Here is a 14,732-nt window from a genome sequence, read left to right as displayed (position 1 = left end):
GTACCCGGGGGATACGGGGCGGGGAACGTGCGGACGGTCCGCGGGAACCGTTTGATATTCTGAGAGTCCGTGGACAGGTGGGCCGCTATCAGGGTGTGCCGACTGATCTATGACGACCACGGGAGACTTCTTGCGCAGCGCCGCACACACCAAGCATCTGTTCGTCACCGGCGGCGTCGCCTCCAGTCTCGGTAAGGGACTGACGGCGTCGAGCCTCGGGCGTCTTCTCAAACTGCGTGGTCTGCGGGTCACCATGCAGAAGCTCGACCCCTACCTCAACGTCGACCCCGGAACGATGAACCCGTTCCAGCACGGTGAGGTCTTCGTCACCGACGACGGGGCGGAGACCGACCTCGACGTCGGTCACTACGAGCGCTTCCTCGACACCGAGCTGCACGGATCCGCGAACGTGACCACCGGCCAGGTCTACTCCAACGTCATCGCCAAGGAGCGACGCGGCGAGTATCTCGGTGACACCGTGCAGGTCATCCCGCACATCACCAACGAGATCAAGGACCGCATCCGCTCCATGGCCGGCCCCGACGTGGACGTGGTCATCACCGAGGTCGGCGGCACCGTCGGCGACATCGAGTCGCTGCCCTTCCTGGAGGCCGTCCGCCAGGTTCGCCACGAGGTCGGCCGTGACAACGTGTTCTTCCTGCACGTCTCGCTGCTGCCCTACATCGGCCCGAGCGGCGAGCTGAAGACCAAGCCGACGCAGCACTCGGTCGCTGCACTGCGCAGCATCGGCATCCAGCCCGACGCGATCGTCCTGCGCTCCGACCGCCCGGTCAGCACCTCGATCAAGCGCAAGATCAGCCTCATGTGCGACGTCGACGAGGACGCCGTGGTCTCGGCGATCGACGCGCCGAGCATCTACGACATCCCCAAGGTGCTGCACTCCGAGGGCCTGGACGCCTACGTCGTCCGCCGCCTCGGCCTGCCCTTCCGCGACGTCGTCTGGAAGGAGTGGGAGCAGCTCCTGCGCCGGGTGCACCACCCGGCCAAGGAGGTCACGATCGCCCTGGTGGGCAAATACATCGACCTGCCCGACGCCTACCTGTCGGTCACCGAGGCGCTGCGCGCGGGCGGCTTCGCCAACGACGCCCGCGTCAACATCCGCTGGGTCAAGAGCGACGACTGCGAGACTCCCGAAGGAGCCGCCCGCGAGCTGGACGGCGTGGACGGCGTGCTCGTGCCCGGCGGGTTCGGCGTGCGCGGCATCGAGGGCAAGCTCGGTGCGATCCGGCACGTCCGGGAGAACAGGATCCCGCTGCTCGGCATCTGCCTGGGCATGCAGTGCATGGTCATCGAGGCGGCCCGCAACCTCGCCGGCATCGAGGACGCCGGCAGCACCGAGTTCGATCCCGAGACCACCCACCCGGTCATCTCCACCATGGCCGACCAGGAGGACGTCGTCTCCGGCGAGCGTGACATGGGCGGCACCATGCGGCTGGGCCTCTACCCCGCCAAGCTCGCCGAGGGCTCCCTCGCCCGCCAGATGTACGGCATGGCGAAGGTGGACGAGCGCCACCGCCACCGCTACGAGGTCAACAACTCCTACCGGGAGGAGCTGGAGAAGGTCGGCATGGTCTTCTCCGGACTGTCGCCCGACGGCCGCCTGGTGGAGTACGCCGAGCTGCCCGCCGACATCCACCCGTTCTTCGTCGGCACCCAGGCGCATCCGGAGTTCCGCTCCCGGCCGACCCGCTCGCACCCGCTGTTCAAGGGCCTGGTCGGCGCCGCCCTGACCTACGCCGACATCCGGGGCGCCTCCGCCAGGACCGGGCGGGGCAAGTGAGCACTCCCGCGTTCGAGATCCGGGACGTCCCGGAGGAGTGGAAGGTCGTCTCCTCCGCCGAGCACTTCAGCGGACATGTCATCACCGTGGTGACGGACGAGGTCCTCATGCGGGACCAGGAGGTCGTCGGCCGCGACTACGTGGTCCACCCCGGATCGGTGGCCGTCGTCGCGCTCGACGACGCCGGCCGGGTGCTGATGATCCGCCAGTACCGCCACCCGGTCCGGCGCCTGCTCTGGGAGCTGCCGGCGGGTCTGCGCGACGTCGAGGGCGAGGCGCTGCAGGCCGGAGCGGCCCGCGAGCTCGCCGAGGAGGCGGGCTACCGCGCCGGGAGATGGCACACCCTGATCGACACCTTCATCTCGCCGGGAATGACCGACGAGCGGACCCGGATCTTTCTCGCCAGGGACCTCAGCCCCATCCCCGAAGGGGAATCGGACTTCGTCCACCGGCACGAGGAAGTCGACATGCCGGTGGTCTGGATCCCCCTGTCCGACGCGGTTCGGCGTGCCCTGGCGGGAATGATCCACAATTCCCAAGCCGTGGCCGGTATTCTCGCCGCATACGCCGCTTCGGCGGATGGTTTCGCCTCGTTGCGCCCCGCTGACGCACCGGAGGCATGACGGGAGGACACCCTGAGCGAGACGGAGGCCGTCCTCTCCAGCTACCTCACCCATCTGGCGGTGGAACGGGGTCTGGCCGCCAACACCCTGGCCTCCTACCGCCGTGACCTTCTGCGCTACGTGGATCACCTGAAGAGCCGAGGCCATGTCTCCTTCAGAGAGGTGGCCGAGGCCGACGTCACGGCCTTCCTGGCCGCGCTCAGGGAGGGCGACGAGGAGCACCAGGCCCTCGTCGCCAGCTCGGCGGCACGTGCCGTCTCCGCGGTACGCGGCCTGCACCGCTTCGCGCAGCGCGAAGGGGCCGCAGGCCACGACCCGGCCCACGGCGTACGGCTGCCGCGGCAGCTCAGACGGCTGCCCAAGGCGATCAGCGTGCACGACGTGGAGCGGCTCATCGCCGCCTCCGGACCCGAGGGGGCGCCCCTCACGATGCGCAACCGGGCGCTCCTGGAGCTGCTGTACGGCACGGGAGCACGTATCTCCGAGGCCGTTGGTCTCGCCGTGGACGACGTCGATCTGAGCTCACGGGCACAGCAGGTGCGCCTGCGCGGCAAAGGCGGACGCACCCGCCTGGTGCCCCTGGGCCGGTTCGCGAGAGAGGCGCTGGGCGCCTATCTCACCCGGGCGCGACCGGGTATCGCCGCCCACGGCCGGGGCACCTCGGGACTGTTCCTCAACGCCAGAGGCGGGCGGCTCACCCGTCAGGGGGCCTGGGAGGTGCTCCAGGCGGCGGCCGAACGGGGAGGGCTGGCAGGAATCTCACCCCATATCTTGCGACATTCCTTCGCAACACACCTCCTGGACGGGGGTGCAGACGTTAGGGTGGTTCAGGAATTGCTCGGCCACGCCTCGGTGACCACCACGCAGGTATACACCCTGGTAGCAGTCGACAAGCTCCGCGAGGCCTGTGCCGTCGCGCAACCGCGCGCGCGGCATTGACCTTGCTTATGTCCGGGCGTGCCGCCTTGCCGCATACGTGTTGACGCCATAGTGTCCGTCCGGACGGTCCGGTTCAAGGCCGTCAGGGAGGTTCGACTGGTGACTGTGACCACCGACGGTTCTGTCCGGGGAACGACCCCTGGAAACCCCGAGAATCCCTGGGGTGACACCAAAACCGCCGGGACCCCTCGCACTGGGGGAGTTCTCGGCCCGACCGGGCGACCCCGCCCGGTCTTTCCCGACCCGCCTCCTCGTACGGTGCACGGACCGGCGCGTGTCGTGGCCATGGTCAACCAGAAGGGCGGCGTCGGCAAGACGACCACCACCATCAACCTGGGCGCGGCGCTGGCCGAGGCCGGGCTCAAGGTGCTGCTGGTCGACTTCGACCCGCAGGGTGCCCTCTCTGTCGGCCTCGGGATCAACCCCCACCAGCTCGACCTGACGGTCTACAACCTCCTCATGGAGCGGCAGATCACCGCCAGGGACGTGCTGATGGAGACCGGCGTCGACGGCATGGACCTGCTGCCCAGCAACATCGACCTGTCCGCGGCCGAAGTCCAGCTCGTCACGGAGGTCGCCCGCGAGCAGGTGCTCGGCCGGGTGATCAAGCCCCTCCTGCCCGAGTACGACGTGTGCCTGATCGACTGCCAGCCCTCCCTGGGCCTGCTCACGATCAACGCGCTGGCCTGCGCGCACGGTGTCATGGTGCCGCTGGAGTGTGAGTTCTTCGCACTGCGCGGGGTCGCGCTGCTCATGGACACCATCATCAAGGTCCAGCAGCGCATCAACGAGGACCTGGTCATCGAGGGTCTGCTCGCCACCATGTACGACGCGCGGACCCTGCACGGCCGTGAGGTGCTGGCCCGGGTGGTCGAGGCGTTCGACGACAAGGTGTACCACACGGTGATCAACCGGACGGTCCGCTTTCCCGACGCCACCGTGGCCGGTGAGCCCATCACCAGCTTCGACTCCTCCTCGCTCGGCGCCAGCGCCTACCGCGAACTGGCCCGCGAAGTCCTCACCAGGTGGGCCGCGCTGGAACAGTGATCACGGTCCCGGTGCGGGACAATGAGGGAATGACCGAGCAGCCGCAGTTGGCCGACAACACCTTCAGGGTGCACCTGGAGGTCTTCGAGGGCCCTTTCGACCTGCTGCTCGGTCTGATCTCCAAGCACAAGCTCGACATCACCGAGGTCTCGCTCAGCCAGGTCACCGACGAGTTCATCTCCTACATCCGGGCCCGGGGCCCGCAGTGGGACCTGGAGCAGACGAGCCACTTCCTGCTCGTCGCGGCCACTCTGCTCGACCTCAAGGCGGCCAGGTTGCTGCCTTCGGGTGAGGTCGACGACGAGGAGGACCTCGCCCTCCTGGAGGCGCGCGACCTGCTGTTCGCCCGTCTCCTGCAGTACCGGGCCTACAAGGAGGTCGCGAAGGTCTTCTCCGCCCGGATGGCGGAGGAGGCGCTGCGCTTTCCCCGGACGGTGCCGATGGAGGCCCCGTTCGCCGACCTCCTCCCCGAGCTGATCCTGGGCATCGGTCCCGACCGTCTCGCCCAGCTCGCTCAGCGGGCCTTCGCGCCCAAGGCACCCCCGTCGGTCTCCGTCGCCCACATTTACCAACCGCTCGCCAACGTCAAGGATCAGGCGGTTATCCTTGTGGAGCGGCTGCGGCGGGTGCGCCGGGCGACCTTCCGGGCCCTCACCTCCGACTGCGCAGGCACCTTCGAGGTCGTCGCGCGTTTCCTGGCCGTCCTGGAGCTCTACCGGGAGGCGGCCGTCTCCTTCGACCAGGTGGAGCCCCTCGGAGAACTGCACGTGACCTGGACCGGTAGCGACGACGGAGACGTCGCCGTGGCCGACGACTACGACGAGAGCGTCAAGAAAGAGCCGCCTGATGACTGACGTGGTGCCCGAGCCGGACCTGCGCACAGGGCTGGAGGCCATCCTTCTCGTGGTCGACGAACCGGTCAGTGAGATGGCCCTCGCCCAGGTTCTGGAGCGGCCCACCGCCGAGGTCGCCGCCGCACTTCGCCGGCTGTCGGCGGAATACACTGAGGACGGCCGGGGTTTCGATCTGAGAGAGGTCGCAGGCGGCTGGCGGTTCTACACGCGGGCCGAGTGTGCGACCCTCGTGGAGCGGTTCGTCCGCGACGGCCAGCAGGCACGGCTCACCCAGGCCGCGCTGGAGACCCTGGCCGTGGTCGCCTACCGGCAGCCGATCAGCCGGGCACGGGTGGCGGCCGTCCGAGGCGTCAACAGCGACGGTGTCATGCGCACGCTGGTGACGCGAGGGCTGGTCGAAGAGGCCGGCACCGAACCGGAGAGCCAAGCACTGCTCTACCGGACAAGTCCCTATTTTCTCGAGCGGATGGGCCTGCGGGATCTCGACGAGCTCCCCGAGCTGGCACCGTTCCTGCCCGACGACGTGGAAACCTTAGAGGAGCACAAGTAGTGAACAGCAGGCGTAGTACCCCGTCCGGTGATGGACGCGGTCAAGGCCGTGGCGGAGCCCCGCGCGGCGGCAACCCCCGGGGCGGCTCACGCTCCGGCGGACCCCGAGGCGGTTCGCAGGGCGGGTTCCGTTCGGACGGTCCGCGTCGCGACGATCGTGGTGGTTCGCAGGGCGGGTTCCGTTCGGACGGTCCGCGTCGCGACGATCGTGGTGGTTCGCAGGGCGGGTTCCGGTCGGACGGTCCGCGTCGCGACGATCGTGGTGGTTCGCAGGGCGGGTTCCGGTCCGATGCTCCGCGCCGTGATGACCGCGGCGGGTTCCGTGCTGAGCGTGACGGCTCGCGTAGCCGGTACGGCAGGCCCGCCGAGGGCGGTCCGCGCCGTGACGATCGTGGGGGTTCGCAGGGCGGGTTCCGCTCCGATGCTCCGCGCCGCGATGACCGCGGCGGGTTCCGGTCGGACGCCCCGCGTCGTGACGATCGTGGCGGTTCGCAGGGCGGGTTCCGGTCCGATGCTCCGCGTCGCGATGACCGCGGTGGGTTCCGTTCGGACGCTCCGCGCCGCGATGACCGCGGCGGGTTCCGCTCCGACGCCCCGCGTCGTGATGACCGTGACGCGCCCCGTAGTGGTTCGCAAGGCGGGTTCCGCTCCGACGGTCCGCGCCGTGACGGCCGTGGCGGTCCGCGCGGAGCCTCCGGCTCGGACCGTGGCCGTTCCAACGCGTCCGGTGGCGGTTCCCGCGGCCGGTTCGGCAGGACCGACCGGCGGGACGAGATTCAGACGATCGGCGGCAAGCGGCCCGGCTCGTACGGCGAGCGGCGCCCCGGTGCCGACCGCGGCCCCGCGAAGGCCGAGCGCCGTCCCGGTGCGATCGAGAACGACCGGTTCAAGACCGCCCGCCAGCCCAAGCGTGACTCGGACTTCTACGACAGGGACTATGTCGACGAGCGCGACACCACCGAGGTCCCCGACGGCGTCCGGCTGCAGAAGGTCCTGGCCCAGGCGGGCGTGGCCAGCCGCCGGGCCTGCGAGGACATGATCGGCGACGGCCGGGTCACGGTCGACGGCCAGGTGGTCCGCCGCTTCGGTGCCCGGGTCGACCCGGCCAAGCAGGTCATCCACGTCGACGGCAAGCGCCTGCCGACGATGCCCGACCTGGTCTACCTCGCCATCAACAAGCCGATCGGCGTCGTCAGCACCATGTCCGACCCCGACGGCCGCCCCTCGCTGGCCGACTTCGTGGCCGACCGCACCGAGCGGCTTTTCCACGTGGGCCGCCTGGACACCGAGACCGAGGGTCTCATCCTGCTCACCAACGACGGCGAGTTGGCCAACCGGCTCACCCACCCGAGCTACGGCGTGCAGAAGAAGTACTGGGCGAAGGTCCCCGGCAGGATCGAGCGTGATCTGGGCCGCCGCCTGAAGAAGGGCATCGAGCTGGAGGACGGCGTCGCCAAGGCCGACTCCTTCACTCTGGTCCAGGAGCACGGGCAGCAGGCGCTGGTGGAGATCGTCCTGCACGAGGGCCGCAAGCACATCGTCCGCCGCATGCTGGAAGAGGTCGGGCACCCGGTCATCGACCTGGCCCGCATCGAGTTCGGCCCGGTCAAGCTCGGCCGTCTCAAGCCGGGCACCGTCCGTGCGCTGAGCCTCAAGGAAGTCGGCGAGCTCTACGCCGCCGTCGGCCTGTAACCTTCCTGGACGACACGGATTCGACACGCCGGATCGCCTGCGGGCGGTCCGGCGTGAACGGTATGGAGGAGCGACGATGGTGCGGGCGATTCGGGGTGCGGTCCAGGTCGATGGCAACGACCGGGAGGCCATCCTGGTAGGGGTGACCGAGCTGGTCACCGAGGTGATGGAGCGCAACAGGATCACCACCGACGACGTGATCAGCGTGATCTTCACGGCCACCCCCGACCTGACCGCGGAGTTTCCCGCTCTGGCCGCTCGCAAGCTCGGCTTCCACGACGTCCCGCTGATCTGCGCGTCCGAGATCGACGTTCCCGGCGCGCTCCCCCATGTCGTACGGCTGATGGCTCACGTGGAGACCGATCGGCCGCGTCAGGAGATCCAGCACGTCTACCTGCGGGGCGCGGCGGCCCTGCGCGTGGACATCGCCCAGTGATCCTGTCGTGCGTCACCATGCCCAAGAAGCCCAGGGAGGACGTGTGAGCGGTCTCGAGAGCGTCCTCGTCGTCGGAACCGGCCTGATCGGCACCTCCGTCGCCCTGGCGCTGCGCGAGCAGGGGATCACCGTCTACCTGGCCGACCGGGACGAAGGGGTCGTACGGCTGGCACGCGAGCTGGGTGCCGGCACCGAGTGGATCGCCGGGCGAACGGTGGATCTCGCGGTCATCTCGGTCCCCCCGCACCTGGTCGCCGAGCAGCTCGCCGATCTCCAGAAGGCGCGGGCCGCCCGGTTCTACACCGATGTGGCCAGCGTCAAGGTGCTGCCGCTCCAGCAGGCCGCCGACCTCCGCTGCGATCTGACCACCTACATCGCCGGACACCCGCTGGCGGGCCGGGAGCGCTCGGGGCCCGCCGCGGCCCGGGCCGACCTGTTCCTGGGCCGTCCCTGGGCGCTGTGCCCGACAGAGGAGACCCTGCCCGACGCGGTCGAGGTCCTGCTGGAACTGATCAAGCTCTGCGGTGGCGAGGCCGTCAAAGTCGGAGCGGCCGAACACGACCGCGCCGTCGCGATCGTCTCCCATGCCCCGCACGTGGCCGCCGCGGCGGTCGCGGCCCGGCTCGCGGCCGCCCCGGCGGCCGCGCTCGGTCTGGCCGGGCAGGGCGTCCGCGACGTCACGCGCATCGCGGCCGGCGACCCCGGCCTGTGGACCGGCATCCTGTCGGGCAACGCGCTGCCGGTGGCCGACGTGCTGGAGAAGGTGGCCGCCGACCTGGCGGCCGTGGCCGCCTCGCTGCGTGCCTCCACCGACCCCGCGGCGATGGGTCAGGTCACGGAGCTGCTGCACCGGGGTGTCGCGGGCACGGACCGGATCCCCGGCAAGCACGGCGGTCCCGCGCGCGCCTACACGACCGTCCAGGTCATCATCGGCGACCGTCCCGGCGAGCTGGCCCGGCTGTTCCAGGTGGCCGAAGAGGCGGGCGTCAACATCGAGGACGTCCGGTTGGAACACGCCCCCGGCCTGCCGCTGGGCGCCGCCGACCTGTCCGTGCAGCCGGAGACGGTGCCCGCCCTGTCGGCGGCGCTGCGCGCGCACGGCTGGCACCTGCCGTGACGCTCCGCCACGACCCGCTCGGTGAGTCGTGGCGGATCCTTCCCGAGCCGATCGATGCGTGGTTCCGTCCCCGCTCCCGGTAGCCTCGGACAGACAATTGAAACGGGTTGTAAGGGAGAGGCACCGTGACCGGACTGGTCGTCGCCATGGACGGTCCTTCGGGGTCGGGCAAGTCGAGTGCGTCGCGCGGTGTCGCGCGGGCGCTGGGACTGCGTTATCTCGACACCGGAGCGATGTACCGGGCCGTCACGTGGTGGATGCTCGAGCAGGGCGTCGATCTCGCCGATCCGGCGGCGATCGCCGCCAGGGCGCTGGTCCCGGTTCTCTCGATGGGCACCGATCCGGACGCCCCGACGGTGGCCGTGGACGGCGCCGACGCCGCCGTGGCCATCCGCAGCTCCGAGGTCACCGCCGCCGTCTCCGCGATCAGCGCGGTGCCCGAGGTACGTCGTCGGCTGGTGGCCGAGCAGCGTGAGATCATCGGTGCGGGCGGCATCGTCGTCGAGGGCCGTGACATCGGTACGGTGGTCACTCCCGCCGCCCCGGTCAAGATCTATCTGACCGCGAGCGCGGACGCCCGGGCGCTCCGCCGTACGGCGGAGCTGACCGGGACCACGGTGGAGGCGCAGCGGGCCGCGATGGCCCGGCGCGACACCCTGGACTCGACGAGGAAGACCGACCCACTTGCCATGGCGGCTGACGCCGTCGAACTGGACACCACGGCGCTGAACCTGGAAGAGGTCATCGCCGAGGTGCTACGTGTGATTAAGGAAAAGGCGTGACCGGGGAAGAAGAAAGCGGCTGGATCGAGGCTGAGCTGGCCGATCTGGGTACCGAAAACAGCTCTGAGGGCGAGGGTCCGGACGAGGGCCCTCAGCCGGTCGTGGCCGTGGTGGGCCGTCCCAACGTGGGCAAGTCCACCTTGGTCAACCGGATCATCGGCCGCCGTGAGGCGGTCGTGGAGGACGTGCCGGGCGTGACCCGCGACCGGGTCACCTACGACGCCACCTGGCGTGGACGCCGGTTCACGGTGGTCGACACCGGCGGCTGGGACCCCGACGCGACCGGGATGGCACTGAAGATCGCCGAGCAGGCGCAGATCGCGGCCGAACTGGCCGACGTGATCCTGTTCGTGACGGACGCCGTGGTCGGGGTGACCGACGCCGACGAGATCGTCGGTCACGTGCTGCGTGGCTCCGGCAAGCCGGTCATCCTGGCGGCGAACAAGGTCGACAACCAGCAGATGGAGCTGGAGGCCGCCGCTCTGTGGTCTCTCGGCCTGGGCGAGCCGCAGCCGGTCTCGGCCCTGCACGGCCGCTCCAGCGGCGATCTGCTGGACGTGATCCTGGACAAGCTGCCGGAGACGCCGCAGCAGCGTTTCGGCGTCCAGCGCGGACCGCGCCGGGTGGCTCTGGTGGGCAAGCCCAACGTGGGCAAGTCCTCCCTGCTGAACAAGCTGGCAGGCGAGGAGCGCGTGCTCGTCGACCCGATGGCGGGCACCACCCGTGACCCGGTCGACGAGCTGATCCAGCTCGGCGGCAAGCCCTGGCGTTTCGTGGACACCGCGGGCATCCGCCGGCGTGACCGTGAGCTGAAGGGCGCCGACTTCTACGCGAGCATGCGCACCAGGGCGGCCCTGGAGCGCTCGGAGATCGCGGTCGTGCTCATCGACGCCAGCGACGTGCTGACCGAGCAGGACCTGCGGATCATCTCGCTGGTGATCGAGTCGGGCCGTGCGATGGTCGTGGCGTTCAACAAGTGGGACCTCCTCGACGAGGACCGCCGCTACTACCTGGAGAAGGAGATCGACCGGCAGCTCGTCCGGGTGCCGTGGGCGCTGCGGGTCAACATCTCCGCCAAGACCGGCTGGCACGTGGAGAAGCTCGTCCCGGCTCTCGACAAGGCGCTCGACTCCTGGTCCACCCGGGTGCCGACGGCGCGTCTCAACGCCTTCCTCACCGACCTGGTCGCGGCCACCCCGCCCCCGGTCCGCGGCGGCAAGCAGCCCAAGATCCTCTTTGCCACCCAGGCGTCGACGGAGCCGCCCAAGTTCGTGCTGTTCACCTCGGGCTTCCTTGAGGAGACCTACCGCCGCTTCATCGAGCGCCGGATCCGCGAGGAGTTCGGTTTTGCCGGTTCTCCCCTCGAGGTCACGATGAAGATCCGCGAGAAGCGGCAGGGGCAGAAGCAGAAGAAGTGATGTGACCACGTCGCGAACGGCCCGGCTGACGCCGGGCCGTTCGTCGTTTCCGGTCTCTGTCGCACGGCGGCGACGTGCGGTGATCCGTCATCGGGGCGACCGGGCCGGCGCGGGAGGCTGAGGTGCGACACGACTTCGATTACAGAGCGTGATTCTTCGTTCATCGAGTGGCGCGTGTTACCAAGGGCTTGTTGATCTTTCAGCGATGCTCAGGAGATTCGATGAAACTCGTTCCTGCCGGCCAGGTCATGGCCCTGGTCGCCGCCCTGCTCGCCGGTCCGCTCACCGTCACGTCTGCGGCGGACGCGGCGGACGCCGCGTCCGCCGCGCGGCCGGAGGGGCTTAGGGCCAAGTTCACCGCGACCCTGGTGGCCCGGCACAGCGGAAAGTGCCTGGACGTGTCGGGCGTCAGCCTGGAGCAGGGGGCCAACGTCCACCAGTGGACCTGCATTGACGGACAGGCCAACCAGGAGTGGAACCTGGTGGCGACCGACGGCGGCTACTACACGCTGCGGGCGACCCACAGTGGCAAGTGCCTGGACGTTTCGGCTGTCAGCATGAGCGACGGGGCCAACGTCCAGCAGTGGACCTGCCTGTACCACCAGCGCAACCAGGAGTGGAAACTCGTTCAGCAGGACAACGGTTACTTCACCCTGGTGGCCCGGCACAGCGGAAAGTGTCTGGACGTGGCGTCTGTCGGCAGGCAGAACGGTGCCAACGTCCAGCAGTGGACCTGCCTGTACCACCAGCGCAACCAGGAGTGGCGACTCGCCTGATCCGGTGGCTCCGCACCGTTCACACCTCGGGCCCGGGCCGTGGAAGCGACGGGCGTTGTCCTTGGTCGCCCGACTGCGCTCTCAGGGGGTTCGTCATGGCCACGGACGTCGACCACGCCGTGACGGATCGGCCGGCCGGTGCGCTCCCGTTTCAGCAGTGGTATCTCCTTCAGGGGAGAGGCGGCTACTTCGCCCTCGTGGCTCGGCACAGCGGTAAATGCCTGGATGTACAAAGAGCCGGCACGCAGGACGGCGTCAACGTCAGACAGTGGGCCTGCGTCACCGGCCGGCGGAATCAGGAGTGGCGGCTCACCTGAGCTCAGGGTCTCCGCCCGACCCGGGTCGGTCCGGATCTCCTCGCAGGTCGACGCCGTCCCGCCGGTAGGCGTCTCCCGCCGCCGGGAGCCGGAATCTGCGGGCCGGGTCAGCCCGTATCCGTTCTCCGGGACCCCCGTGGGAGCAGCAGAGCCACCACTGTTCCCACCGCGCACAGCGCGGCGGTGATCAGGAAGATCTCGCTGTACTCGGTGTGCAGGGCGGCGCGGACCCGGTCACCGTACTCGGCCAGCCGCCGGGCGTGGACGGCGGGGTCCACGCCGAACGGCAGCGGTGTGTCCAGGTCGGCGGTGAGCGCCTGGAACCGGTGGAAACCCCAAGCCGACAGTCCGGCGACGCCGAGCAGCATGCCCATCATCCGGGCCACCACCACGGCCGCGGACGCCACGCCGTGCTGGACGGCCGGAACGGCCCGCAGCACCGCGGAGGAGACGGGGGCGATCACCAGTCCCAGGCCGAGGCCCGCGACGACGAGGTCGACGTCCATGCGATGCCCGGCGCCGGCCAGGCCGAGGGGCCACTGGCCGATCCGGGCGTAGCCGACCGTGGCGAGCGCCAGCCCGGCCACCGCCACCGCCCGCTCGCCGTACCGGCGGGCCATGACCCCGCCCAGCAGCGCGGCCACCGAGAGGGCGACGAGGAAACGGGACAGCACCAGCGCCCCGTCCAGCGTCCCCAGCCCCAGCAGGGTCTGCGCGGACAGTTGCACGTCCACGAGCGTGACCAGCAGCGCCGCGCCGGTCAGGAAGCTCACCCCGAGGGAGGCGAAGAACGGGCCGCGCAGCACCCCCGCCATGTCGATCAGCCGGGTCGGGGACCGCCGCTCCCACCAGAGGAACGCGAGGGCGGCCACCACCCCGGCCGCGATCGTGGCCGGGCCCCACGCCGGGAGGACCGACCTGCTCGGGTCGGGGTTGTAGAGCCCGGCCACGAGCAGGCCCAGGGCGAGGGCCAGCAGCAGGCCGCCGACCAGGTCGACGCGGGCTGCGCGACCCGGGGCACGCGCCGGTGGCGGTACGGACCGCTGTACGGCGACGGCGGCCAGGACGATGAGGGGGAGGTTCAGCCAGAAGATCGACCGCCAGCCGCCGAGCTGGACGCCGCCCAGACGCAGCGTCGCGGGCACCAGGGCGGTGAGGGCCGCGCCGTACAGGGGGCCGAGCACGCTGCCGAGCTCCTGGGCCGCGCCGATGGCGCCGAGGGCCGTCGGGCGGTCGTGCTCGTCCCACAGGTCTCCGGCCATGGCCATGGTGATGGGCAGCAGCGCGCCGCCCGCGACGCCCTGCAGGCCGCGCCCGGCGACCAGCCAGGGAACCGTGCCGGCCAACGCGGTGACGACCGAGCCGGCCGCGAAGCCCGCCAGGCAGAGGTGGATCAGCGGGCGCCTGCCGTACCGGTCGGAGAGTCCGCCGAGCAGTGGCATGGCAGCGATGTAGCCCAGCAGGAAACCGGTGATGATCGGGGTGGCCCGCTCCAGGTGGTTCACCGGGACGTCGACGTCCCTGGCGATGTCGACGAGGACGGTCACCACGACGTAGGCGTCCAGGGCCGCCAGGAGCACCGCTGTGCCGCCGGCGCCGAGGGCCGTCCGCCGGCTCCTCCGGCCGCTCCGGGACGGGGGACGGGGCCGGTCGGCGGCGGGCCGCGCCACGTGCTCGGTCATTCCGCCGGCGCGGTGACCCGGACCGGCACGTCGTAGTCGTGGAAGGAGACGATCACCTTGCCGCCGTTCAGCGGCAGGTCGGCCTTGAGCAGGCGGCTGGTGGCCTTGTCGATCCAGAGCCTGCTGTTCACGCTCTGCGCGATCCCCGGCACCAGACCGGCGAGGACCTGCTGGGAGAGGGTGGCCGCGACCCGGTAGGCGTCGGTGCCGTCCACCTTCTCCTCGGCCTCGGTCCTGGGGTCCAGGGCGTTGGTCATGAGCTGGACGACGCCCCTGTCGGGGTCGAGGATGGCCGAGGGATCGTAGATCGCGGCCAGCTCGCTCCGCGACATCTTCTGGAATCCGCCGGTCACGCCCTTGAAGTGGACGACCTCTCCGAGAACGACGAAGCTGATCTCCTGGAGGCTGCCCGCCAGGTCGATCTGGATGGTGCCGTCGGCGTCGCCGGTCCCGTTGAGGCGGCCGGTGGCCTTCTTGACCGGCACCGGCGGCGTGCCCTCGGTCTCCATGGTGAAGGCGGCCGATGTGGCGGTCCGCATCGCCTCCGCCGACTTCTTGACCAGTTCGGCCCCGCCGGGCAGTGCCGCCTTGCCGTCGGCGGCACCGCCGCCGCACGCGGTGATCAGGGAGAGCGCGGCGACCACCGCGGCGAGGAGGATCCGGCGAACAGGCATGGGCGGATGGTAGCGACCGCCCGGC

Annotated in this window: 15 protein-coding genes; 13 read left to right on the top strand and 2 right to left on the bottom strand. The window is 70.3% G+C overall.

The genetic code is table 11. The annotated features are described in order from the left end of the window. The first annotated feature begins 130 nt into the window (after window positions 1-130). The 13 genes from OHA77_RS06520 (at window position 131) to OHA77_RS06460 (ending at window position 12,351) form a co-directional block, all read left to right on the top strand. A complete protein-coding gene (locus OHA77_RS06520) occupies window positions 131-1,801 on the top strand; it encodes a CTP synthase (RefSeq protein WP_326827057.1) in 1,671 nt (556 codons plus the stop codon). Continuing rightward, window positions 1,798-2,424, top strand: a complete 627-nt coding sequence (locus OHA77_RS06515) for an NUDIX domain-containing protein (RefSeq protein WP_406316832.1) — start codon at window positions 1,798-1,800, stop codon at window positions 2,422-2,424. Before OHA77_RS06520 ends, OHA77_RS06515 begins: the two co-directional genes overlap by 4 nt. Window positions 2,425-2,436: 12 nt before the next feature. Beyond that, the gene (locus OHA77_RS06510) at window positions 2,437-3,363 is read left to right on the top strand and encodes a site-specific tyrosine recombinase XerD (protein ID WP_406319776.1); all 927 of its coding nucleotides are present in this window, start codon (window positions 2,437-2,439) and stop codon (window positions 3,361-3,363) included. Between the two features lie 99 nt (window positions 3,364-3,462). Next, entirely contained in the window at window positions 3,463-4,410 is a 948-nt protein-coding gene (locus OHA77_RS06505) for a ParA family protein (protein ID WP_326821571.1), read from the top strand. 29 nt (window positions 4,411-4,439) lie between these two features. Next, entirely contained in the window at window positions 4,440-5,264 is an 825-nt protein-coding gene (locus tag OHA77_RS06500; RefSeq protein WP_326821572.1) for a segregation/condensation protein A, read from the top strand. Further along, window positions 5,257-5,814, top strand: a complete 558-nt coding sequence (scpB, locus tag OHA77_RS06495; protein WP_326821573.1) for an SMC-Scp complex subunit ScpB — start codon at window positions 5,257-5,259, stop codon at window positions 5,812-5,814. Before OHA77_RS06500 ends, scpB begins: the two co-directional genes overlap by 8 nt. Then, on the top strand, window positions 5,814-7,505 hold the full coding sequence (locus OHA77_RS06490) for a pseudouridine synthase (protein WP_406316829.1): 1,692 nt from the start codon (window positions 5,814-5,816) through the stop codon (window positions 7,503-7,505). The genes scpB and OHA77_RS06490 overlap by 1 nt, the downstream gene beginning before the upstream one ends. A gap of 76 nt (window positions 7,506-7,581) precedes the next feature. Continuing rightward, a complete protein-coding gene (gene aroH / locus OHA77_RS06485) occupies window positions 7,582-7,941 on the top strand; it encodes a chorismate mutase (protein WP_406316827.1) in 360 nt (119 codons plus the stop codon). A gap of 43 nt (window positions 7,942-7,984) precedes the next feature. Beyond that, a complete protein-coding gene (locus OHA77_RS06480; protein WP_406316825.1) occupies window positions 7,985-9,058 on the top strand; it encodes a prephenate dehydrogenase in 1,074 nt (357 codons plus the stop codon). Between the two features lie 146 nt (window positions 9,059-9,204). Then, window positions 9,205-9,840 (top strand): (d)CMP kinase, encoded by a 636-nt coding sequence (cmk, locus tag OHA77_RS06475; RefSeq protein ID WP_406319775.1) that lies wholly within the window; start codon window positions 9,205-9,207, stop codon window positions 9,838-9,840. Window positions 9,841-9,875: 35 nt separating this feature from the next. Further along, window positions 9,876-11,258, top strand: a complete 1,383-nt coding sequence (der, locus tag OHA77_RS06470; protein ID WP_406319774.1) for a ribosome biogenesis GTPase Der — start codon at window positions 9,876-9,878, stop codon at window positions 11,256-11,258. Window positions 11,259-11,479: 221 nt separating this feature from the next. Next, window positions 11,480-12,034: an RICIN domain-containing protein gene (locus OHA77_RS06465; protein WP_406316823.1), complete on the top strand. Its 555-nt coding sequence runs from the start codon at window positions 11,480-11,482 to the stop codon at window positions 12,032-12,034. Window positions 12,035-12,129: 95 nt separating this feature from the next. Then, a complete protein-coding gene (locus tag OHA77_RS06460; RefSeq protein ID WP_406316822.1) occupies window positions 12,130-12,351 on the top strand; it encodes an RICIN domain-containing protein in 222 nt (73 codons plus the stop codon). A 107-nt stretch (window positions 12,352-12,458) separates the two neighbouring features. Here the strand turns inward: OHA77_RS06460 and OHA77_RS06455 are convergent, their stop codons facing one another. Both OHA77_RS06455 and OHA77_RS06450 read right to left on the bottom strand, forming a co-directional pair. Beyond that, window positions 12,459-14,033 (bottom strand): MFS transporter, encoded by a 1,575-nt coding sequence (locus OHA77_RS06455; RefSeq protein ID WP_406316821.1) that lies wholly within the window; start codon window positions 14,031-14,033, stop codon window positions 12,459-12,461. Further along, complete coding sequence (locus OHA77_RS06450) at window positions 14,030-14,707, bottom strand: LppX_LprAFG lipoprotein (protein WP_406316819.1); 678 nt, start codon at window positions 14,705-14,707, stop codon at window positions 14,030-14,032. The genes OHA77_RS06455 and OHA77_RS06450 overlap by 4 nt, the downstream gene beginning before the upstream one ends. Between the last annotated feature and the right edge of the window lie 25 nt (window positions 14,708-14,732).

The organism is Streptosporangium sp. NBC_01639 (assembly GCF_045209755.1).
Lineage (GTDB): Bacteria > Actinomycetota > Actinomycetes > Streptosporangiales > Streptosporangiaceae > Streptosporangium.
Note: the sequence above shows the minus strand (reverse complement) of the source record. Positions and strands in the feature narration are given on the sequence as shown.

Coding starts and splice junctions, on each gene's coding strand:
- OHA77_RS06460 (WP_406316822.1), top strand. CDS start 12,130: ATGGCCACGGACGTCGACCACGCCGTGACGGATCGGCCGGCCGGTGCG.
- OHA77_RS06455 (WP_406316821.1), bottom strand. CDS start 14,033: ATGACCGAGCACGTGGCGCGGCCCGCCGCCGACCGGCCCCGTCCCCCG.
- aroH (WP_406316827.1), top strand. CDS start 7,582: ATGGTGCGGGCGATTCGGGGTGCGGTCCAGGTCGATGGCAACGACCGG.
- cmk (WP_406319775.1), top strand. CDS start 9,205: ATGGACGGTCCTTCGGGGTCGGGCAAGTCGAGTGCGTCGCGCGGTGTC.
- OHA77_RS06450 (WP_406316819.1), bottom strand. CDS start 14,707: ATGCCTGTTCGCCGGATCCTCCTCGCCGCGGTGGTCGCCGCGCTCTCC.
- OHA77_RS06500 (WP_326821572.1), top strand. CDS start 4,440: ATGACCGAGCAGCCGCAGTTGGCCGACAACACCTTCAGGGTGCACCTG.
- scpB (WP_326821573.1), top strand. CDS start 5,257: ATGACTGACGTGGTGCCCGAGCCGGACCTGCGCACAGGGCTGGAGGCC.
- OHA77_RS06465 (WP_406316823.1), top strand. CDS start 11,480: ATGAAACTCGTTCCTGCCGGCCAGGTCATGGCCCTGGTCGCCGCCCTG.